Genomic DNA, 21,571 nt, shown 5'->3' with positions numbered 1-21,571 from the left:
GTCATCACTGATGTCCCCCTTCGGTGCGCCCGCCGGCCGGCGGCAGGAAAATCTCGGTGGTCTCCTCGGCCTCGGCCCGCCGTACGCCGCTGTAGAGCCGCGTCAGCATGCCGCCCACGGCCTCCGGGTCCGGGTCGTGCCGGGGAGCGGGCTCCTGCGGCCGGGCCGGCTGCGTCACGGCGGCGAGCTGGGCCATCGGCACCCGGACCGGCAGGCCGCGCTCGTTGACGCCCCCGGTCACCGGCACCGTGGGCGGTGCGGCATCGGGCGTCGCCGCGCCGGCCGCCGGGCCCTGCCGCGACCACCAGCCGCCCCCGGCGGGGGCGGCCGGGCCGGCGGCCGGGGTGAGCACGTCCTCCGCCCGCACCGGCACCGGCCGTCCGGGCCGGGGCACGGTGACGCTGCGCGGCCGGCGGCCCGCCACCGGCTGTTCCGCCGGGTCCGGCGGAACGGCGACGCCCGGCGGAACGGCGACGCCCGGCGGTCGAGCCGGGCCCTGGGCGGCGACGCCCGGCGGCCGACCGCCCGCCACCGGGGCCGGGTCGTCGGCCAGGGGCGCGGTCACCCGGGGCAGGTTGGTCAGGGTGGTGGTCAGCATCCGTGGCGACACGGGCGGGTCCAGCTCCACCATCGGCGGGGCCGGGGTGAGCAGGGGGGCCGGGATGCGCACCCGGGCCACGAGGCCGTCGGGGGCGGAGTGCAGGCGGACGACCACCGCGTGCCGGGCGGCCAGGTGGCTGACCACGAACAGGCCCATCCGCTCGGACGCCGCCACGTCGGCCGCCGGCGGGGTCGCCAGCACCTCGTTCGCCTCGGCGAGCGCGGCCGGGCCCATGCCCAGCCCCCGGTCGACGATCTCCACCACCGCGCCGTGCCCCTCGGGCCGGGCGGTGACCAGCACGGCGGTGTCCGGCCGGGAGAACGTGGTGGCGTTCTCCAGCAGCTCGGCGAACAGGTGCACCAGGTCGCCGATGACGTGCCCGACGACGTGCAGGTCGGCGACCTGCTCGTGGCGGACCCGCTGGTACTGCTCGATCTCGGCGCTGGCGGCCAGCAGCACCGCGCCCAGCGCCACCGGACGGTTCCACCGCCGGGTCGACTCGCTGCCGGCGAGCACCAGCAGGCTCTCGTCGTTGCGGCGCATGCGGGCGGCGAGGTGGTCGAGCTTGAACAGGTTCTCCAGCTGGTCGGGGTCGCTCTCCTCCCGTTCCAGGCCGTCGAGCAGCTCCAGCTGCCGCTCCACCAGGACCTGGCTGCGCCGGGCGAGGTTGACGAACATCAGGTTGACGTTGCGGCGCATGGTGGCCTGCTCCACCGCGACGCTGACCGCGCTGCGGTGCACCGCGACGAACGCCTCGGCCAGCTCGCCGACCTCGTCGAGGGAGCGGACGACCGCCGCCGGCACCTCGATGTCGGGCACCCCGCCGGAGACCTGGCGGAGCCGGTCGAGGGCGTCGGGCAGCTCGATCTGGGCGATCCGCAGCGCCTGGCCGCGCAGCAGCCGCATCGACCGGGCGATGGTCCGCCCGACCAGCACCGAGATCAGCAGGGCCACCAGCAGCACCGCGACGATCCCGCCGGCCACCAGCAGGGTGGTGCGCAGCTGGCCGGCACTGGCCTCGTCGGCCCGGCCCACCGCGTCGTCGACGACGCTGGCCTCCAACTGCCGCAGCAGCTCCTGGCGCTGCTCGCTGGCCGCCCACCACTGCGGGGCGGGCAGCACTTTCGACTCCGCGCCGCCGCTGGGCAGGCTCTGCTCTTCCAGCTTCGCGGCGGCGGTGAACGCCGGGTCGACGGAGACGGCGTCGTAGCGGCGGATCTGCTCGGTGGTGGCGGCGACCCGGAACGCACCGAGGGCGGTCAGCTGCTGCGCCCGCAGGTCGGTCAGCTCGACCTGGTCCTCCACCCCGTACCGGCCGGCGCGAGCGGCGGCGTACAGCTCCGCGCGGACCCGGGAGGAGAGTTCCTTGACCCGGGCGAGCTGGACGTAGCGCAGCACCGCCTCGTTGAGCGCCCGCCGGCCCTCCCCCGGCGAGGGCTGGGCGAGCAGGTTCAGCAGGGCGGAGACGGCCCGGTGGTAGTTGCTGAGGATCGTGTCGCTGGCCAGCACCGCCGGAGGCACCGCCGCGCGGATGTAGACGACCTGGTCGTACGCCTCCAGCGCCGCCGAGTAGGCCACCTGCCAGGCGGCGTCGGCGTCGGCCAGCGGGCCGGCCGCCCGCCGCAGCTCCTGCACGGCGGCGTCGGTGCTGGACTGCAACGGCTTCAGCGCGGCGATCGCGGCGTCCCGGGCGGACCCGCCGCCCCCGCTGCGGCGCAGCTCGGCCAGCTCGCCAGCGGTGCGGTCGCGTTCCTGCTGGAGCTGGTGCACCACGTCGGTGATCTGGCGTCCGATGCCCACCTGGCGGGCGAAGTCGCTCAGCTCCGTGGTGCGCCCGACGAGGCCCTGGGTCTGCACGCCGGCCAGCACCAGGAACGCCACGGAGGGGATGACCAGGACGGTGGCGAGCTTGGTGCCCATCCGCCAGTCCCGCAGCCGCAGGGGCGATCGGCGGCGGTGCGGCACGACGCGGACGTCGAACCGGCGCCTACGGTGGTTCGACACCCCGTTTCGCGCCGGGTCGGGACCTGCGCCCACACCTGCCTCCTAGGTCCCTCGCGTCCGCCGCACCGGACAGCGGGGTCCATCCAACCAGTCCCGACGGCGGTGTCAACGGGCTGACCTGAGGCGGGCCTCAGGAAGGATACCGAGGGTGGCGCTGTCCTGACGGGGTCGGTGAGGGCGGCTCATCCGTCCGGCCGATGGCCACGAGTGGCACCGCGGCGTCCAGCCGGCCCAGCGCCACCCGGGCCGCGCCCGTCGCGCCGACCTCCGGGTCGGGGTGGTGGTACACGCGGCGGGGCGCGAGGACGTCGGCGAACGACTCCCGCCACCACGCGGAGGCCTCCACCGCCCCGCCGCCCAGCACCACCTCGACGGGGCCGCCCACGGTGGACTCCAGCTCGACGAGGTCGGCCGCGACCAGCCGGCAGACCCCGGACATCAGGCCGGCGAGGATGTCGACCGCGCCGGTGCCGAAGCTCAGCCCGCCCAGCCCGCCCGAGCCGGCCGGCGCGTGACCGGGCGGCCGGTCGCCCCCGAAGTGCGGGTCCGCCGCGACGCCACCGCCCCGGGGGATCCGGGCCAGCGCGGCGTCCAGCGCGGCGCCCCGGGGCAGCCGCAGCTCCCGGTCCGCCCAGGCGAACAGGTTCCCCCCGGAGGAGTACGCGGCCCCGGTGACCACGTGGTCGTGGTCGACCCGGTAGCGCCACAGCCGGTCGGGCAGCGGCGGCAGCTCCGCCCCGGCCGGCACCGCCTGGACCAGCCGGACCGCCGACGAGGTGCCGACCGTCACCGCCGCCCGGCCCGGGTCCACCGCGCCGGAGCCGACGTTCGAGGCGGCCCCGTCGCCCACCGGCGCCGCCCAGGCCGCCTCGGCGAGCTGCGGCCAGCGGCGGGCGTGCTCGGGGCGCAGCCGCCCCCGCCAGCCGTCGCCGGCCAGCTCGGGAAGCTCCCCCGGGCCCACGGCGGCCAGCTCGCACGCCTCGGCGTCCCAGGTGAGGGTGCGCAGGTCGAGCAGGCCGGTGCCGGAGGCCTGGGAGACCGACATCGGGGCGGCGTCGAGCAGGCCGCCCAGCACGTACTCGGCGAGGCCGAGGAACCGGGCGGGCGGGGTCGAGGCGCGCCCGCGCAGCCACGGCAGCCGCACCGACCAGTAGCAGCGGTGCCACCAGGTGCCGGTGCGCCGGTGGAACGCGGCCCCGTCGGCCGGGCCGGTCACGCCCGCCGGGGGCTCGGGGCGGGTGTCGAGCCAGGTGAGCACCGGCCCCAGTGGCTCGCCGGCCCGGTCGACCGGCAGCACCGAATGCCACTGGGCGCTGGTGGCGACCAGACCGACGTCGCGCAGGTGCCCGCCGGCGGCCAGCTCGTCGAGGCACTCGGCGAGGCAGGCCAGGTAGGTCGGGCCGTCCAGGGTGCCCGCGCCGTCGTCGTCGACCGTGACGCGCACCTTCCGACGGGCGAGTGCGCCGGGGCGCGGCACGGCGTCCGGGTCCAGCACGAGGCCGCGCACCGAGGAGGTGCCCAGGTCGAGGGCGAGGATGTTCATCGTGATCACCGTACCGGGCGGGTGCGCGGCCGAACCGCCGGTCGGCCGTCGGCGCAGGTGGGCGGCGGTCGGTCCCGTACCCCGGGATCGGGTTCCCCGGCGGCGGCCGCGCGCGTAGGGTGACGGCATGCCCGCGCACCTGACCTGCTGGTGGCCCGCCGACCCGGCGGCCCACCCCCGCGCGTAGCTTCCCACGCGGCCGCCCCACGAGGCGGCCGCCGGTTCTCCTCCCGGCCCGGGGCCGCCACCGGCGGCGCCGCCCGGCCACCACCAGGAGAATCCGATGACCCGCCCGCACGACCTGCTCGCCGCCGTCGCCGACGGCGTCGACCCCGGCCCCTTCGCGCTCGTCCGCCGCGAGGGCGCCGACCACCTGGAGCTGTTCACCGGCACCGTACGCGCGGTCGACCGGCTCGCCGACCTCCCGCTGCCCGACGGCCCGGCCGGACCGCGCACCCTGGCGCTGGTGCCGTACCGGCAGGTCACCGAGCGCGGGTTCGCCTGCGTCGACGACGGGACCCCGCTGGAGTGCCTCCAGATCGCCGGGCACGAGCGGTTACCCCTGGCCGACGTCCTCGCCGCCCTGCCCGACGCCCCGGTGGTGACCACCGACGCCGGGTTCGACATCCCCGACACCGAGTACGCCGACACCGTCGCCCGGGTGCTGGCCGAGGAGATCGGCCGGGGCGAGGGGGCGAACTTCGTCGTCCACCGCACCATGCGCGCCACCGTGCAGGGCTCCCCGCTGGTCGCGGCCCTGGCCGCGCTGCGCCGGCTGCTGCTGCGCGAGCGGGGCGCGTACTGGACGTTCGTGGTGCACACCGGCACGCGGACCCTGGTCGGGGCCAGCCCCGAGCGGCACGTCAGCGTCGACGACGGCCTGGTCATGATGAACCCGATCAGCGGCACCTTCCGGCACGGCGGCACCGCCGACACCGCGTCGCTGCTGCGCTTCCTCACCGACCCGAAGGAGGTCGACGAGCTGTACATGGTGCTCGACGAGGAGCTGAAGATGATGGCCACCGTCGCCGAGCGCGGCGGGCAGGTCGTCGGCCCGTACCTCAAGGAGATGTCGCACCTGGCGCACACCGAGTACCTGCTCGCCGGGCAGAGCTGCCTCGACGTGCGGGACGTGATGCGGGAGACGATGTTCGCCCCGACGGTCACCGGCAGCCCGATGGAGAACGCCTGCCGGGTCATCGCCCGGCACGAGCGCACCGGGCGGCGCTACTACGCCGGGGTGCTGGCCCTGCTGGGCCGCGACGACGCCGGCCGGCAGACCCTGGACGCGCCGATCCTGATCCGCACGGCGGAGATCTCCCCCGACGGGGAGCTGCGCGTGCCGGTCGGGGCGACCCTGGTGCGCCACTCCACGCCCGAGGGCGAGGTGGCCGAGACGCACGCCAAGGCGGCCGGGGTGCTGGCCGCCCTCGGGTTGCGCCCCGACGCCCCCGACCTCGGGCCGGGTCCGGCGCCCCGGCTCGCCGACGACCCGCAGGTACGCGCCGCGCTGGCCGCCCGCAACGCCCCGCTGGCCCGGTTCTGGCTGGACCAGCGCCCGCCGGGGGCGGTGGCCCTGCCCGGGCTGGCCGGCCGGCGGGCGCTGATCGTCGACGGGGAGGACACCTTCACCGGGATGCTCGCCCACCAGCTGCGCGCCCTCGGGCTGGCCGTCGAGGTGACGCCGTGGCACCGGCCGGCCGGCGACGACGCGTACGACCTGGTGGTCGCCGGCCCCGGCCCGGGCGACCCGAGGGCCGTGGACCAGCCGAAGATGGCCGCCCTGCGCGGGCTGCTCGCCCGGCGGCTCGCAGCCGGCGCGCCGACCCTCGCGGTGTGCCTGAGCCACCAGCTGCTGGCCGGGCTGCTCGGGCTGCCGCTGCACCGGCGCGACGCGCCGTACCAGGGGTTGCAGCGCGACGTCAGCGTGTTCGGCACGAGCCGCCGGGTGGGGTTCTACTCCACGTTCACGGCCGTCGCCGCCGCCGACCGGGTCGCCAGCGCGTACGGGCCGGTGGAGCTGGCCCGCGACCCGGTCGACCGCGCGGTGCACGCGCTGCGCGGGCCAGGCTTCGCCGGGGTGCAGTTCCACCCCGAGTCGGTGCTCAGCCGCGACGGCCTGGCGGTCCTGGCCGACCTGCTGGGCCACCTGCTGTCGGTGCCGCCGGGCCGGTCCCCGGCCGTGGCCCGCGCCGAGGGGTGAGGAGCGCGCCGGCCGCCGGAGGTCAGCCGGCGGCCAGGCCCCGCTTCAGCGCCGCGCCGATCTGCACCGCCCGCTTCGCGGTCAGCGCGGTGGCCGCCAGCGCCACGTGGTCCGGGGGAACCTCCCCGTTGTTGCTGGTGTGCGAGGCACCGTACGGGTTGCCGGCGACGAACTGGCTCGGGTCGGTGTAGCCGGGGGTGACGACGACGCCGCCCCAGTGGTAGAAGACGGTGAGCAGCGACAGCAGCGTCGACTCCTGCCCGCCGTGCGAGGTCGCCGTCGAGGTGAACGCCGAGTAGACCTTGTTCGCCAGCGCGCCCCGCGCCCACAGCGGGCCGGTGGTGTCGATGAACTGCTTGAGCTGGGCGGCGACCATGCCGTAGCGGGTGGGCGACCCGAGGATCACCACGTCGGCCCAGGACAGGTCGTCGGGCTCGGCCTCCATGACGTCCTGGGTTTCGAGGCGGTGCGCCTGCCAGCCCGAGTTGGACCGGATCGCCTCGTCGGGTGCCAGCTCGCGCACCTTCCGCAGCCGGACCTCCGCGCCGGCCTCGCCGGCGGCCTCGCACGCGGACTGCGCCATCTGATAGGTGATGCCGGTCGCGCTGTAGTAGATCACCGCGACCTTGATCTGGCCCTCCATCGGGTCCTCCTCGTTCTCCGGTCAGCTCCCGCGACTACCCGTTGCTTGCGGCGTCAAACGTCGACCGGTGCACGTGGTGGACCGCCCGGGTCCGCCGGGCGATAGCCTGGTGCGGTGATCCTGCCCCTGCCCGACGGCGAGTTCCAGGCGTACCTGTTCGACTGCGACGGCACCATCGTCGACTCGATGCCCCAGCACCACACGGCGTGGCGGCGGGCCCTCGGCGAATGGGGCTGCGACCTGCCCGAGGACCTCTTCTACGCCTGGGCCGGGCGGCCGGTGGCCGACATCGTCGCCGACCTCAACGACCGGCACGGCCTGGCGATGCCGGTGGAGGCCGTCGCCGCCCGCCGGGAGGCGCTCTACCAGGAGCTTCTGCCGACGGCGACCGGCGTGCCCGGGGTGCTGCGGCACATCCACGACGCCCACGGGCGGGTGCCCTTCGCGGTGGTCTCCGGCAGCACGCGGGAGTCGGTCACGGCGTCCCTCGGCGCGCTCGGCATCCTCGACCGGTTCGACACGTTCGTCTGCGCCGGCGACTACGCCCGGCCCAAGCCCGACCCGGAGGCGTTCCTGCTCGCCGCTCGGCTGCTGGGCGTGCCGCCGGCGGCCTGCCTGGTCTTCGAGGACGCCGACCTGGGCATCCAGGCCGCGACCGCCGCCGGCATGGCCTCGGTGCGCGTCCCGCAGCCGCGGCGGGGCTGACCCCGCCCGCGGCGGCTCGCTCAAGTTTTGCGCAAGTTCCACGGCCGGTCGGCCCCGGCCGGACCGCCGAGCGCCATCCTGATCGCACCGGCTCCGGCGGCCCGTGCCGCCGCCGGTGCGCCGGTCGACCTGAACGGGGGATCGCGCTCCGTCGGCAACGAGGCCGGCGTAGCGCGATCAGGGGGCCGGCGTGTCCGGCGGAACAGCGGCCGACGCGCCCCGCGGACCAAGGGCCCGGGTGGTCAGCGGACCAGGGCGTCCAGCAGCCGGTCGAGTTCCGCCGCCGGGTCGACGGTCAGCCCGGTGTGCACCGGCCCGGTCTGGATCATCGTGCTGCGCGGGGCCGCCAGCCAGCGGAACCGCTCGCCCCGCCGCATCCGCCCCGACGGGCCCTCGCCGACGCACGTCCGGTCCCAGGAGCCCAGCGCCGCCGCCACCTCGGCGAGGTCCACGTCCGGCGCGAGCGCCCGGACCCGGTCGGCGTCGAGATGGGTACGCGCCGCGAGGAAGTCCCGGCCCTGGCAGTAGAGGATGACCCCGACGTTGATCCGTTCGCCGCGCTCGACCCGGGGCACCAGCCGGATCACCGCGTACTCGAAGGGTTCTCTCACGCAGCGCTCCCCTGCGGCAGCCAGTCGGCGGTGCGCGCCACCCGGCGGGCGAGGTGGTCGGCGTACGCGGCGCGGGCCGCGTCGGCGGAGTCGAAGTCGGGCCCGGCCAGCCAGGCGTCCGGCACCAGCGCCAGCACCTCGGCGAGCAGCCCGGGGGTGACCCGGGGCGCGAGGTCGGCGTCGGCCTCGGCCAGCCGGCTCGCGTAGGGGGCGAGCACGTGGTCGTCGGCCCGGTACGCCCGGCGCACGGCCGCCTCGGCGCGCGGCCAGTTGTGGTGGAAGTAGAGGCAGGCGCCGTGGTCGATCAGCCACAGCTCGCGGTGCCAGATCAGCAGGTTGGGGTTGCGCCAGCTGCGGTCGACGTTCTCGGTGAACGCGTCGAACCAGAGCACCCGGGAGGCCAGGGCGGGGTCGACCGGGTGCGCCACCGGGTCGTAGCCGAGCGCGCCGGGCAGGAAGTCCATCCCCAGGTTCGGCCCGCCGCTGCCGCGCAGCAGCTCCTGCACCTCCTGGTCGGGCTCGGCCCGGCCGATGACCGGGTCGATGTCCAGCACCACCAGCCGGGGCACCGCGAGCCCGAGCCGGCGGGCCAGCTCGCCGCAGATCACCTCGGCGACCAGCGCCTTCGGCCCCTGCCCCGCGCCGGAGAACTTCGCCACGTACGTGCCCAGGTCGTCGGCCTCGACCACACCGGGCAGCGAGCCGCCCTCGCGCAGCGGGGTGACGTACCGGATTCCGGTGACCTGACGGAGCACGAGGCCCACCCTAGCCGGAACCCCTCCGCCGCCCGCGCGGGCCGCCGCCGGCGCTCCTATTCACGGCCGGGCCGCGGAATGCTTCCGGAGCGGCTCGGGTAGCCACGTCGTGACCCACGAGAGGAAGGACGAGCCAATGCGACTGACCGAGCAGCAGATCCGCTCGCTGTACGGGCAGGACGTCCAGGACCGCTCGGGTGCGAAGATCGGCAGCGTGGGCCAGGTGTGGGCCGACGCCGCCGGCGAGCCGACCTGGGTCAGCGTCAAGACCGGAGCGATGGGCCACCACGAGTCGATGGCCCCGCTCCAGTCGGCCCGGATGCAGCAGGACAAGCTGAGCCTGCCGTACGACAAGGCGACCGTGCGCGGCGCGCCCAGCGTCGAGACGGGCACCGACGAGCCGCTGGACGCCCAGCAGCTCACCCAGCTCTACGCGCACTACCAGCTTCCGCCGCCCTCCCCGCCGGCCCCGCCGCGCCAGCAGGCCGCCGGCTACCCGCGGGGGCCGGAGCTGACCCGCTCCGAGGAGCGGCTGCTGGTGGGCACCGAGAGCGAGCCGGCCGGAACCGCACGGCTGCGCAAGCACGTCGTCGACGAGGACGTGCACACCACCGTCCCCGTCGAGCACGACGAGGTGCGCGTCGAGCGCGAGCCGATCGCCCCGGGCGACCGGCGGGCGCGGGCCGAGATCGGCGACGAGCAGCAGGAGCTGCGGCTGCGCGCCGAGCACCCGGTGGTCAGCAAGGAACAGGTCCCCGTCGAGCGGGTCCGGCTGACCAAGGACGAGGTCGTCGAGGACCAGCCCGTCGACGAGCGGCTGCGCCGCGAGCAGGTGGAGGCGGACGTCCCGCAGTCGGCCCGGTCCCGCCGCTGACGCGACGCCCCGGCGGTGACCCTCCGCCGGACGGCGTGACCCCGGGCGGGCGGATCCCTGGTGATCCGCCCGCCCGGTCGCGTGTCCGGCGGGTGTCGGTGACCGGTTCTATGCTGACCGTCGAGGTGGACGGAAGGCGGCGTGAGACGTGGCGACGAGCGGCGTGCGGAAGCAGACGGGCGGTGTGCGGCAGCAGGCGGGCGGCGCGGGGGAACCGGCGGGCGGCGGGCGGCGGGCGGCTGCCGGCGCGAAAGCACCGGTGGGCGCGGCGGAGCTGACCGGCGCGGAGGCGCTCGCGCTGCGGATGACGGCCCTGCTGCTGCGCCCCCATCCCACGGCCCGTCCCAAGGACGTGGCCGGGGTCGTCGAGTGGTTCGGCGCGATGCAGGCGCAGGACGCGGCGAGCGGCCTGTGGTCGCTCGGCCTGCGGCTGCCGGGCTGGACGCAGGCCGACGTGCAGGAGGCCCTGGAGCGGCGGGAGGCGCTGCGCACCTGGCCGATGCGGGGCACCGTGCACCTCGTGCCGTCCCGCGACGCGCGCTGGATGCTGGACGTCACCGGCGTGCGCACCCTGGCCGCCGCCGGGCCCCGCCGGGCGGTCCTCGGGCTCAGCCTGGAAGAGGCCGACCGGGCCGCCGACGTGCTCGGCGAGGCGCTGGCCGGCGGGGCGCGGATGACCCGGTCGCAGTGCCAGGCCACCCTCAACGCGGCCGGCATCGACACCACCGGCCAGCGCGGCTACCACCTGTTGTGGTATGCGGCCCAGAAGGGCGTCACCTGCATCGCCCCGCACGTCGGCACGGAGCAGACGTTCGCGCTGCTCGACGAGTGGGTGCCCGACCCGCACCGCCCCGACCGCGACGAGGCCCTCGGCATCCTCGCCCTGCGCTACTTCCGCAGCCACGGCCCCACCACCCGGCAGGACTTCGCCGGCTGGACGGGCCTGACCGCCACCGACGCGAAGCGGGGCATCGCCGCCGCCGGTGACGCGCTCACCACCGTGACCGTCGACGGCGTCGAGGCGGTGGCCGACGCGGCCCTGCTCGACGCGCCCCGCACCCCGGTAGACGACGTGCACGCCCTGCCCGGCTTCGACGAATACCTGCTGGGCTTCAAGGACCGGTCGCTGATGGTCGCCCCGGAGCACAAGCAGGCGATCATCCCCGGCGGCAACGGGGTGTTCCAGTCGACGGTGGTGCGCGGCGGCCGGGTGGCCGGCACCTGGAAGCGGACGCTGGGCAAGACGAAGGTCAAGGTGGCGGTGCGCCCGCTGGTCGACCTCGACGCCGCCACCCGGGAGCGGGTGGACGCGGCGCTGGCGGCGTACGCGGCGTTCGTAGGGCTCCCGCCGGCCGTGGAGTGGGCCTGACCGGCCGCCCGTCGTCACGCGGCCGCCGTGAGACCTCGGGCGAGGCCGTCACGGGGACGTAAGGGTCACTGAGACTGCTCGCCGCTCGGCGCGCCCAGGGAAAGGTGGCTGGCTCCGCTACACGACACGCCGACGCGATTGCACCGCAACCAGCCAACGATCGCCCCGCACCTGGGGCCGGCGGCGAGTCGCCACCGGCCCCGCGAGCCCGAATCGGTCAGTCGGCCAGCGCCCCGGACGACCGCCCCTCGTGCAGGGTCAGGTTCCGGCCCGTGGACGGGTCGAACAGGTGGATCTTCTCCAGGTTGAACCAGACCCGGTGGTTCTCGCCCTCGCGTACGGTCGACTCGGCCGACAGCCGGGTGACCAGGCTGGCCCCGCCGCCGCTGAAGTCGGCCCCGGCGTCGGCGGCCAGCTCCTCCAGCTCGGCGGCGCTGGCCCGCTCCCCCTCCAGCGTGAAGTAGACGTACTTGTCGGAGCCCATCGACTCGACGATGTCGACCGGCGCGGTGAACTCGGCGCCCCGGCGGCGGGTGTCGTCGTCGACCAGCTCGGCGTCCTCGAAGTGCTCGGGGCGGATGCCGAGGATCAGCTCGCGCGGGGCGTCGCCGGCCTCCAGCTCGCGGCGGATCCGGTCGCCGATCGGCACGTCGCCGACGGCGGTGCGCAGCTTCCCGTCGTCGACGGCGGCGTGCAGGAAGTTCATCGACGGGGAGCCGATGAAGCCGGCGACGAAGAGGTTGCGCGGGTGGTCGTAGAGCTCCTGCGGCGGGCCGACCTGCTGGATCGCGCCGCCCCGCATGATCACCACCCGGTCGCCGAGGGTCATCGCCTCGGTCTGGTCGTGGGTGACGTAGACGGTGGTGGTGCCGAGCTGCTTCTGCAACCGGGACACGACCGTGCGCATCTGCACCCGCAGCTTCGCGTCGAGGTTGGACAGCGGCTCGTCCATCAGGAACGCCTTGGGCTGGCGGACGATCGCCCGGCCCATCGCCACCCGCTGCCGCTGGCCGCCGGAGAGGTTGGCCGGCTTGCGGTCCAGCAGCGGGGTCAGCTCCAGCACCTTGGCCGCCTCGTCGACCTTGGCGTCGATCGTCTCCTTGTCGAGCTTGGCGAGCTTCAGCGGGAACGCCATGTTCTCCCGGACGGTCATGTTCGGGTAGAGCGCGTACGACTGGAACACCATCGCGATGTCCCGGTCCCGGGGGGCCTTGTCGTTGACCCGCTGGCCGCCGATGCGCAGCTCACCGGAGCTGATGTCCTCCAGCCCGGCGATCATGTTGAGGGTGGTGGACTTCCCGCAGCCGGAGGGGCCGACCAGGATGACGAACTCGCCGTCGGCGATCTCCAGATCGACGTCCTGCACCGCCACGGTCCCGTCGGGGAACGACTTGCTCACCTTGTCCAGCACGATGTCAGCCATCACTACACCACCTATCCCTTGACTGCGCCGGAGGTCAGGCCGGAGACGATGCGGCGCTGGAAGAAGAGCACGAACGCGATGATCGGCACGGTGATCACCACGGCGGCGGCGCAGATGGCCCCGGTGGGGTCCTCGAACTGCGACTCGCCGGTGAAGAACGACAGCGCCACCGGCACCGTGCGGGCCCGCTCGGTGGAGGTGAGCGTGATGGCGAACAGGAAGTCGTTCCAGCAGAAGATGAAGACCAGGATCGCCGTGGTGAACAGCCCCGGAGCGGCCAGCGGGGCGATGACCCGCCGGAACGCCTGGCCCTGGGTCGCGCCGTCCATCTTCGCCGCCTTCTCCAGGTCCCAGGGGATCTGCTTGAAGAACGCCGACAGCGTGTAGATCGCCAGCGGCAGGGCGAAGGTGATGTACGGCAGGATCAGCCCCGGCCAGGTGTCGAAGAGCCCGAGCTGCCGCTCGATCTCGAACAGCGGCGACACCAGCGACACCTGCGGGAACATCGCGATCAGCAGGGAGACGCCGACGAGCAGCTTCTTGCCGGGGAAGTCCAGCCGGGAGATCGCGTACGCGGCCATCGCGCCGAGCACCACGGCGACCAGCGTGGCGATCAGGGCGATGCCGATCGAGTTGACCAGCGCGCGGACGAACTGGTCGGTGTCGAAGATCGACCGGTAGTTGTCCAGCGTCCACTCCCGGGGCCAGAACCTGCCGTCGGTGAGGGTGGCCGGGGTCTTGAACGACAGCGAGGCGATCCAGAGCACCGGGACCAGCGCGAAGACGACGACGATGACGTCCAGCAGGCCCCAGCGCAGCTTCGCCCGCGTGGTGGTGTCGGCCATGTCAGCGCCTCTCCCCGTCGTCGCTGCCGGGGGCAGCGGTGCCGAACAGCTTCACGAAGACGAACGCGATGACCGCCACGGTGAGGAAGATCAGCACGGACATCGTGGACCCGATGCCGAGGTTGAGGCCCCGGATCAGGTTGTTGTAGGCCAGCATCGACACCGAGGAGGTCTCGTTGCCGCCGGCGGTGAGCACGTAGATGTTGTCGAAGACCCGGAACGCGTCGAGCGTGCGGAACAGCAGGGCGACCAGGATCGCCGGCTTCATCACCGGCAGCATGACCTTGGTGAACCGCTGCCACGCGGTCGCCCCGTCGGTGGACGCCGCCTTGAGCAGGTCCTCCGGCACCAGGGCGAGGCCGGCCATCAGCAGCAGCGCCATGAACGGGGTGGTCTTCCAGATCTCCGCGAGCATGATGATCGCCAGGGAGCTGGCCCGCTCGGTCAGCGGCGCGCCGTCGCCGAACAGGTTGGCCAGGTAGCCGGTGCCCGGCGTCCACGCGTACCGCCAGGAGAACGCGGCGACGACCGTGACGATCCCGTACGGGATGAGCGCGGCGGTGCGCACGACGCCCCGGCCGACCAGCGTCCGGTGCATGATCAGCGCCAGCCCCATGCCGAGGACCAGCTCGACGGCGACGGTGACGACGGTGATCAGCATGGTGACGCCGAACGCCGTCCACCAGAACTCGTTGGTCAGCACGGTCGCGTAGTTCTCCAGCCCGATGAACTTCCGCTCGTCGGGGAAGCGCAGGTCGTAGCGCTGCAACGACAGCCAGATCGAGTAGCCGATCGGGTAGGCGGTGACCAGCACCATGACCAGCGCGGCGGGGGCGCAGAGCAGCCAGCCGAGCTTCCGTTCGGCTTTCTTGTTCTCGCTCAGCTTTCCGCTCACGGCAGCACCCCCTTCGATTCGAGGGCGTCGGCGATGGCGTCGCGCAGCTCGTCGGCGGTCTGCTCGGGGCGGATCGCCGACGGCGGCGACAGGATCGCCGACATCACCGTGGAGATGCTCTGGTAGGCCGGGGTCAGCGGGCGCGTCGCCGGCTCCTTCAACTCCTCGAGGATGGTCTCCTTCATCGGGTACGCCTCGGCCATCTCCGGGTCGTCGTAGACCCGCTCGATGGTGGGCGGCACGCCGTCGTTGACGGCGGAGAACTTCTGGTTCTCGGCGTTGCGCAGACACCTGGCGGCCTCGAAGGACTCCGCCGGGTGCGTCGAGTACGCGCTGACGGCCAGGTTGACGCCGCCGATGGTGACCTTGCTGGGGGTGTCGGGGTCGATCCCCGGGATCCGCGCCCACTTGACCTTCTTCGCCAGCTCCGGGTCGGCCTCCTGCAGCGCCGGGTAGACGAAGGGCCAGTTGACCTGGAACGCGCCCTTGCCGGACTGGAACTCCAGCCGGACCGGGTCCTCGGTGGCGTTGCTGAACGACGGCGACGTCACGCCGGACGTGGCGAAGCGCCGGAGCTGGTCGAGCGCGGTGACGGTGCCGGCGTCCATGACCGCCTGCTTGCCGTCGTCGCTGAGGATCTTGCCACCCGCGCTCTCGGCGAGGGTGTTGTAGAGGACGACGAGGCCCTCGTACTGGGCGCCCATGGTGAGCACCTGGTACGGCTTGCCCTGCGCCTTCAGGTCCTGGGCCTGCTTGATCATGTCGTCCCAGGTCTTCGGGGCATCCGGCACCAGGTCGGTGCGGTACCACAGGAGCTGGACGTTGGTGTTCTTCGGCGCCCCGTACAGCTTGTCCTGGTAGCGGGCGGTGTCCAGCGGCCCGGCGAGGGTGCCCTCCTCCACCTCGGCCCGGTCCTGCCCCGTCCACTCGCGGATCCAGTCGGCGCTGGCGAACTCCTGCGTCCAGGTGACGTCGAGGCCGAGCACGTCCATCCCGGTGTCCCCGGCGGCGAGCCGGCGGACCAGCTGCACCCGCTGGTCGTCGGCCTGGCGCGGCAGCACCCGGTAGGCGATGCGGTAGCGCCCCTGCGCCTGGGCGTTGCAGTCGTCGACGACCTTCTGCAGGTTCTGCTCGGGCGGGTAGTACAGGTTGATGGTGGGCGTGCCGCCGTCGCCGCCGGAGCCACACGCGGCCAGCGGCGCGACCAGCGCGAGCGCGGTGGCGGCGGCCGCCGCCCGGGCGGCGGGTCGGCGCCGATGTCGGGCCGGATCTGTCATCGCCCCTCCCCTCTCTTCGGCGAAGAGCCGGGGAGGTCACCCGTGCCCCGGCGCACGGCGAGACGGTCGGGAGCGGACCGGACACCGACCCGCCCCGGGCGTTTCGTGCGGGCAACACTGCCCGACCTGCGAAGCCGCGAAACCTGGCGGCAACGCGCGCGACCCACGATCGCCGTTCGTCCGGTTCGTCCCTCCGGTGACCGGCCGGGCGGCGGCACCAGGGCGGCGGGGCGACGGAGGCGCGGTGCGCTGCGGGGCGGGTCGGTGCGCCGTACGCTCGGCCGATGGACGCCACCTTCTTCTTCGACCCGGCCTGCCCGTGGACCTGGCGCACCTCGCGCTGGCTGGTGGCCGTGGCCGACGCCCGCGGCCTGGCCGTCGAGTGGCGGGCGTTCAGCCTGGCCATCCTCAACGGGGGCGACGTGCCGCCGCAGTTCGCCGAGGCGATGGCCGCCTCCGGCCGGGCGCTGCGGCTGGTGGAGGCGCTGCGCGCCGAGGGCCGCCACGACGACGCCGGCCGCTTCTACGCCGCGCTGGGCGGGCGCACCCACGACGCGGGCAACCCGCTGTCGGACAAGCTGGTGGACGACGCCGTCGCGGCGGCCGGGCTCGCCGCCGCCGCGCCGGCCCTCGACGACGACCGGTGGGACGAGGCGGTACGCAGGTCGCACGCCCTGGCGTACGGCTCGGCGGGGCCGGACATCGGCTCGCCGGTGCTGATGGTGCCCGGCGCGGAGCGCGGCCTGCACGGGCCGATCCTCACCGAGGTCCCCGGCACCGACGACGCGCTGACCGTGTGGGACGCGCTGCTGCCGCTGCTGCGGCTCCCGGCGTTCCACGAGATCAAGCGCGGCCGCCGCTGACGCCCCCGCCCGGGCCGATGCCCGGGTGACCCGGGTGGCCCGGCCCGTCCGGCGCGTCGGACACGTGCGCGGGGAGGCTACCGGGGGTCGGCCCGTTCGACTAGCGTTTGCCGGGAGTTCCCCCGGACTCAACCGCCAGCGCGTCGCCGTCGAAGTCGATACGCCTCCGGCCCATCCCCGCCTGCCCGAACGGTGGGTAATCGAGCGAACCCCCCGCTGCCGGTCCACCGGTTGGGCAGGATCGTTGACGACGAGGAGGTGCCGTCGTGCAGGACACCCGCGCTCTCGCCCTGACGTTCGAGGTGAGCGGCCTGCCCCCGGTGAAGACCGAAGCCCTGTCCATCTTCGCCGCCGGCCACCGGCAGGCGACGAGGGTCCGGGCCCTGCTCCTGGCGGCCTGCTCGGCGGCCCAGCGCACCGGCTGGACCCCGTTGGGCGGGCCGGTGGAGGTGGAGTTGACCCTGCGGTGTCCGCCGGGGCACCGCACCTCCGACGCCAGCACCCTGCTCGGCGGCATCTGCGCGGTGCTGCAGGACAAGAAGAGGGTCGCCACCATCGGCCTGACCCACCTCGGGGTCCTCGCCGACGTCGCCCTCTACACCGACGACCGGCAGATCCGCCGGCTGTCGTACCTGGAGGAACCGGCGGAGGAGTTCTCCTACCGGGTGCGGGTGGCCGCCGTGCCGGCCGTGGTTTGACCGACGTCCGCGGTGGGGTACCGCGGACGCCGACGAAGGGAGCGCCGATGTCGGAGCCACATGTCACGCTCGATCCGAGCGGGCTCGACCCCGTGCAGCAGAAGCTGCGGGGCCCGCTGGAGGATCAGCTGACCTCGGCCCTGCAGGCGGCCACGGGACGGGTCCGGTCGAGCTACGCGGGCGAGCCGGTCGAGCAGGTCTGCCAGCGGCTGCTGGACGAGACCCGGGCCGGGCTGCACCCCGACATCGCGGCCGGCTTCCAGCCGGACATGGACGAGTTCTGCCGGGTGGCCGTGGCGATCGTGCGCGGCGAGGTCTCCTGACCTCCGCCGCCCGCCGGCACGGTCAGGACCGGGTCCGCAACTCCCCGGTCCTGACCCACCAGCCGTCCGATGTGGCAGCGGATCGCCGCCGGTGGGCGCGCGGGCGGGACACGCCGCCCAGCCAGGCCCACCGGCGGCGATGCGGCCCGCCTGCACTCAGCTCCACGGTGCGCCACCGCCGGACTTCGGCGCGTTCCCGACTCACCCCGAGGAGCCGCGAACGCCGGGTCAGGTTAGGCAGCGCGGCCGGGGCGGAACAAGCCGTCCGGGCCACCCACGGCGGGGTTTGCCGACCAGGCCGAAATCCGGCAGGAGGGCGTAACACGGGCAGCGGCGCGGGCGCTGTTCCCCCTCGGGAGCGGGTGCGTCCGGCGGGCGGCCGGGAGCCTCAGAAGTGCCGCAGCAGGTCGCCGAACGCGGCCAGCCGCAGCACCCCCGGGTCGGTCGGGTCGAGGTCGTCGTCCTCCAGCACCCAGGTGTTCTCGTTGGGGATGAACACCGCCCACATGCCGGCGGCCCGCGCCGGCAGGATGTCCGACTTCGGGGAGTTGCCGATCATCCAGGCGGCCCCCGGGTCGAAGCCGTGCTCCCCGACGAGCCACCGGTAGGTGTCGACGTTCTTCTCCCGCACGATGTGCGCGGCGTGGAAGTGGTGCAGCAGCCCGGACGCGTCGAGCTTGCGCTGCTGCTCCTCCCGGTCGCCCTTGGTGAGCAGCAGCAGCCGGTGCCGCTCGGCGAGCGCGTCGAGCGTCGCGGCCACCCCGGGCATCAGCTCGACCTGGTGGTTGACCAGCGCCTCGGCCAGGGCGTCGATCTCCCGGCGCTCCGCGGCGGAGGCGGGCCGCTGGCGCAGCCGCTCCAGGCACTCGCCCAGGCTGCGCAGGAAGACCTTGCTGCCGTAGCCGTGGACGGCCGCGTTGGCCCGTTCGATGTCGTCGAGGATGGCGCGGATCTGCGCCCGGTCCAGCGTCGGATGGTCCAGCCAGCCGAGAAAGTCGTCGATGACCCGCTCGAAGACGACGTTGTTCTCCCACAGCGTGTCGTCGGCGTCGAAGACCAGCACCTGCGCGTCCCGCCGGCCCGGCGTGTCCTGTCGCATGCCTCTCCCCTCCCCTTGGCCCGGGACACCGTACTGCCGGCGGCGCGGCGCGGGCACGCCGTTTCACGCCGGGTCGGCCCCCCGGCGGTGGCGCAGGGTGAGGATGAGGTCGGCGACCAGGGCCGTCCAGCCCGTCTGGTGCCACGCGCCCAGGCCCGCGCCGTTGTCCCCGTGGAAGTATTCCGGGAAGCTGATCAGATCCCGCCAGTCGGGGTGGGTCTGGAAGAGCTGGGCGGCGCCGTAGATGGGCCGTCGCCCCCAGCCGTCCCGGGTGAACAGCGAGATCAGCCGGGTGGAGAGGTCGTCGGCGATCTCGTCGAGGGTCCGCTTCACCCCCGAGCGGGTCGGATATTCCACCTGGAGGTCGTCGCCGAAGAACGCCGCGTAGTCGCGCAGGGCGCTGATCAGCAGGAAGTTCGTCGGCATCCAGATCGGGCCGCGCCAGTTGGAGTTGCCGCCGAACAGGCCGCTGGTCGACTCGGCCGGCTCGTAGCCGACGCTGAACTCCTGGCCGCCGAGGGTGACGGCGAACGGCTTGTCCAGGTGGGCGCGGCTGAGCGTGCGCAGGCCGTACTCGGAGAGGAACTCCTCGGTGTCGAGCATCCGGGCCAGCAGCCGGACGATCTTCTCCGGGCCGACCATGGTCAGCAGCCGCTGCTGGCGGCCGTCCGGGCCGATGCGGCGGGCGCCGATCACGTCGGCGTACTCGGGGCGGTGGGTGAGGAACCAGCGCAGCCGGGCCCCCAGCTCGGGCAGCCGGCGCAGCGTACGCGCGGAGAGCCGGGTGGTCGCCGCCAGCGGCAGCAGCCCCACCACCGAGCGGACCTTCAGCGGCACCTGGCTGCCGTCGGCCAGCCGCAGCACGTCGTAGAAGAACGCGTCCTCGTCGTCCCAGAGCCCCTGGTCGTACGCGGCGGCGGCGATGTAGGCGAAGTGCTCGAAGAACTTGGTGGCCGTGTCGACCCAGGTGCGGTCGTGTTCGGCGAGCACGACGGCGATGTCGAGCAGGTTGAGCGCGTACATGGCCATCCAGCCCGTGCCGTCGGACTGCTCCAGCGTGCCGGCCACCGGCAGCGCCGCCGAGCGGTCGAACGGGCCGACGTTGTCCAGCCCGAGGAAGCCGCCCTCGAAGACGTTGTTGCCGCCGGTGTCCTTGCGGTTGACCCACCAGGTGAAGTTGAGCAGCAGCTTGTGCATGACGCGGGCCAGGAACTCGTGGTCGCGGGAGCCGTCGATCTCGAAGACCTTCAGCGCGGCCCAGGCGTGCACGGGCGGGTTCACGTCGCCGAACGCCCACTCGTACGCCGGGATCTGCCCGTTGGGGTGCAGGTACCACTCGCGGAGCAGGAGCAGCACCTGGGACTTGGCGAACCCGGGGTCGACGCGGGCGATGCTGACGCAGTGGAAGGCCAGGTCCCAGGCCGCGTACCAGGGATATTCCCACGGGTCGGGCATGGAGATCACGTCGAAGCTGGTCATGTGCCACCAGTGGCTGTTGCGCCCGTGCCGGCGGCCGGCGGGGGGCGTGGAGCCGGGGTCGCCCTCCAGCCACCGCTTCACGTCGAAGTGGTAGAACTGCTTGCCCCACATCAGCCCGGCGATGGCCTGCCGGGCGACGAGGGCCTCGTCGGCGGTGGCGGCGGCCGGGATGACGCCGTCGAAGAACCGGTTCGCCTCGGCCCGCCGCGCCCACACCACCGCGTCGAAGCCGGCGGCCAGGTCGGCGGCCGGCGGCGGCGTCCCGCCGGGCGGCGGCGCGGTGCGGGTCAGCCGCAGCCGGATCTGCCGGTGCCCGCCGGCCGGCACGTCGAGGACGTAGTGCAGCGCCCCCTTGGTGCCCTCCCGGTCGGGGTTGACCGTGGCCGCGCCGTTCACCACGTGGTCGTTGATGCCGTCCTTCGGGTACGGCGAGCGGCCGGGCAGCCCCCAGAGCCGCTCGGCGTTGGTGTCGTTGTCGCAGAGCAGCGGCACCGGATCGCCGTCGCCCTCCAGCAGGATCTGGCCGAGCACCCAGTGCTCGCCGACGAGCCGGGCGCCGACGCCGGCCCCGGCGGCGGAGCCGACGAGCCGGGGCACCCGGTCCCCGCCGGGCAGGCCCCACGCCCACGTGTTGCGGAACCACAGCGACGGCAGCACGTGCAGCCGCTCGTCGGTGTCGCCCCGGTTGGCGACGGTCACCACGATGCACATGTCCGTCGGGGACGCCTTGGCGTAGTCGACGGTGACCGCCCAGTACCGGTCGTCGTCGAAGATGCCGGTGTCGACCAGCTCGTACTCGGTGTCGTCGCGGCCGCGCAGCGCGTTGACGGCGACCAGCTCGTCGTACGGGAAGGCGGCCTGCGGGTAGTGGTAGCGCCAGCGCATCCACGAGTGGGTGGGCGTGGAGTCCAGGTACCACCAGTATTCCTTGGCGTCCTCGCCGTGGTTGCCGCCGTCGCCGCCGAGGCCGAACATCCGTTCCTTGAGGATCGGGTCGCGGCCGTTCCACAGGGCGAGGGCGAAGCAGAACGTCTGTCGGTCGTCGCACACGCCCGCCATGCCGTCCTCGCTCCAGCGGTAGGCTCTGGACCGCGCGTGGTCGTGGGGGAAGTAGTCCCACGCCGTGCCGTGCTCGCTGTAGTCCTCCCGTACCGTCCCCCACGCCCGCTCGGACAGATAGGGACCCCATGCGCGCCAGTCCTGCTCCCCGGAGTCGGCCTGGGCGAGCCGGAGCCGTTCGGCGTCGGGTGCGGGCGCATGGGAGGGAGGCACGTCGGTGATCACGTGCCTATCTTCGGTGCCGCCGGGGTACTTCACCACAGCGGCCATTCTCGTCGTGGCGTGTTACACCTCGCCGCCGC

The 21,571-nt window shown here is 74.1% G+C and carries 18 protein-coding genes; 7 read left to right on the top strand and 11 right to left on the bottom strand.

Going from position 1 to position 21,571, the window contains the following annotated elements; all coding sequences use genetic code 11:
• Positions 1 to 4: 4 nt before the first annotated feature.
• Positions 5 to 2,638 (bottom strand): nitrate- and nitrite sensing domain-containing protein, encoded by a 2,634-nt coding sequence (locus LPA42_RS34115; protein ID WP_077939277.1) that lies wholly within the window; start codon positions 2,636 to 2,638, stop codon positions 5 to 7.
• 97 nt (positions 2,639 to 2,735) lie between these two features.
• Complete coding sequence (locus tag LPA42_RS02450; protein WP_228986283.1) at positions 2,736 to 4,148, bottom strand: FGGY family carbohydrate kinase; 1,413 nt, start codon at positions 4,146 to 4,148, stop codon at positions 2,736 to 2,738.
• 283 nt (positions 4,149 to 4,431) lie between these two features.
• Here LPA42_RS02450 and LPA42_RS02445 point away from each other — a divergent pair, with 283 nt between their 5' ends.
• Entirely contained in the window at positions 4,432 to 6,351 is a 1,920-nt protein-coding gene (locus LPA42_RS02445) for a chorismate-binding protein (RefSeq protein ID WP_077939273.1), read from the top strand.
• A gap of 22 nt (positions 6,352 to 6,373) precedes the next feature.
• On the opposite strand, the gene wrbA is transcribed toward LPA42_RS02445, so the two are convergent.
• Positions 6,374 to 6,994 (bottom strand): NAD(P)H:quinone oxidoreductase, encoded by a 621-nt coding sequence (gene wrbA, locus LPA42_RS02440; protein WP_077939272.1) that lies wholly within the window; start codon positions 6,992 to 6,994, stop codon positions 6,374 to 6,376.
• A 114-nt stretch (positions 6,995 to 7,108) separates the two neighbouring features.
• Here wrbA and LPA42_RS02435 point away from each other — a divergent pair, with 114 nt between their 5' ends.
• Positions 7,109 to 7,699 (top strand): HAD family phosphatase, encoded by a 591-nt coding sequence (locus tag LPA42_RS02435; protein WP_077939271.1) that lies wholly within the window; start codon positions 7,109 to 7,111, stop codon positions 7,697 to 7,699.
• Positions 7,700 to 7,941: 242 nt separating this feature from the next.
• On the opposite strand, the gene LPA42_RS02430 is transcribed toward LPA42_RS02435, so the two are convergent.
• Together LPA42_RS02430 and LPA42_RS02425 are read right to left on the bottom strand one after the other, a co-directional pair.
• Positions 7,942 to 8,310: a DUF3037 domain-containing protein gene (locus LPA42_RS02430; protein WP_077939270.1), complete on the bottom strand. Its 369-nt coding sequence runs from the start codon at positions 8,308 to 8,310 to the stop codon at positions 7,942 to 7,944.
• Entirely contained in the window at positions 8,307 to 9,065 is a 759-nt protein-coding gene (locus LPA42_RS02425; RefSeq protein ID WP_043969357.1) for a HipA family kinase, read from the bottom strand. The genes LPA42_RS02430 and LPA42_RS02425 overlap by 4 nt, the downstream gene beginning before the upstream one ends.
• A 136-nt stretch (positions 9,066 to 9,201) precedes the next feature.
• Here LPA42_RS02425 and LPA42_RS02420 point away from each other — a divergent pair, with 136 nt between their 5' ends.
• Positions 9,202 to 9,939 carry a PRC and DUF2382 domain-containing protein gene (locus tag LPA42_RS02420; protein ID WP_077939269.1) on the top strand — a complete coding sequence of 246 codons (738 nt, stop codon included), beginning with the start codon at positions 9,202 to 9,204 and terminating at the stop codon, positions 9,937 to 9,939.
• A 304-nt stretch (positions 9,940 to 10,243) separates the two neighbouring features.
• Complete coding sequence (locus tag LPA42_RS02415) at positions 10,244 to 11,308, top strand: winged helix DNA-binding domain-containing protein (protein WP_077939276.1); 1,065 nt, start codon at positions 10,244 to 10,246, stop codon at positions 11,306 to 11,308.
• A gap of 217 nt (positions 11,309 to 11,525) precedes the next feature.
• Here LPA42_RS02415 and LPA42_RS02410 read toward each other — a convergent pair whose 3' ends face one another.
• From LPA42_RS02410 to LPA42_RS02395, 4 genes are read right to left on the bottom strand one after another with little or no spacing between them, the layout of a single operon-like run.
• Positions 11,526 to 12,731, bottom strand: a complete 1,206-nt coding sequence (locus tag LPA42_RS02410; protein WP_077939268.1) for an ABC transporter ATP-binding protein — start codon at positions 12,729 to 12,731, stop codon at positions 11,526 to 11,528.
• Between the two features lie 11 nt (positions 12,732 to 12,742).
• A complete protein-coding gene (locus tag LPA42_RS02405) occupies positions 12,743 to 13,576 on the bottom strand; it encodes a carbohydrate ABC transporter permease (protein WP_043967705.1) in 834 nt (277 codons plus the stop codon).
• 1 nt (position 13,577) lies between these two features.
• On the bottom strand, positions 13,578 to 14,471 hold the full coding sequence (locus tag LPA42_RS02400; protein ID WP_228986282.1) for a carbohydrate ABC transporter permease: 894 nt from the start codon (positions 14,469 to 14,471) through the stop codon (positions 13,578 to 13,580).
• Positions 14,468 to 15,748, bottom strand: a complete 1,281-nt coding sequence (locus tag LPA42_RS02395; RefSeq protein ID WP_077939267.1) for an ABC transporter substrate-binding protein — start codon at positions 15,746 to 15,748, stop codon at positions 14,468 to 14,470. Before LPA42_RS02395 ends, LPA42_RS02400 begins: the two co-directional genes overlap by 4 nt.
• A gap of 284 nt (positions 15,749 to 16,032) precedes the next feature.
• On the opposite strand from LPA42_RS02395, the gene LPA42_RS02390 reads away from it, so the two are divergent.
• The 3 genes from LPA42_RS02390 (at position 16,033) to LPA42_RS02380 (ending at position 17,632) form a co-directional block, all read left to right on the top strand.
• On the top strand, positions 16,033 to 16,611 hold the full coding sequence (locus tag LPA42_RS02390) for a DsbA family protein (RefSeq protein WP_077939266.1): 579 nt from the start codon (positions 16,033 to 16,035) through the stop codon (positions 16,609 to 16,611).
• Between the two features lie 266 nt (positions 16,612 to 16,877).
• A complete protein-coding gene (locus LPA42_RS02385; RefSeq protein ID WP_043967698.1) occupies positions 16,878 to 17,309 on the top strand; it encodes a hypothetical protein in 432 nt (143 codons plus the stop codon).
• A gap of 47 nt (positions 17,310 to 17,356) precedes the next feature.
• Positions 17,357 to 17,632, top strand: coding sequence for a hypothetical protein (locus tag LPA42_RS02380; RefSeq protein ID WP_043967697.1), 276 nt, complete (start codon positions 17,357 to 17,359; stop codon positions 17,630 to 17,632).
• Positions 17,633 to 18,020: 388 nt separating this feature from the next.
• On the opposite strand, the gene LPA42_RS02375 is transcribed toward LPA42_RS02380, so the two are convergent.
• Complete coding sequence (locus tag LPA42_RS02375) at positions 18,021 to 18,731, bottom strand: HAD family hydrolase (RefSeq protein ID WP_043967696.1); 711 nt, start codon at positions 18,729 to 18,731, stop codon at positions 18,021 to 18,023.
• 63 nt (positions 18,732 to 18,794) lie between these two features.
• Complete coding sequence (locus LPA42_RS02370; protein WP_077939265.1) at positions 18,795 to 21,539, bottom strand: glucosidase; 2,745 nt, start codon at positions 21,537 to 21,539, stop codon at positions 18,795 to 18,797.
• Between the last annotated feature and the right edge of the window lie 32 nt (positions 21,540 to 21,571).

It is taken from the genome of Micromonospora sp. DH13 (assembly GCF_020873825.1).
Lineage (GTDB): Bacteria > Actinomycetota > Actinomycetes > Mycobacteriales > Micromonosporaceae > Micromonospora > Micromonospora haikouensis.
Note: the sequence above shows the minus strand (reverse complement) of the source record. Positions and strands in the feature narration are given on the sequence as shown.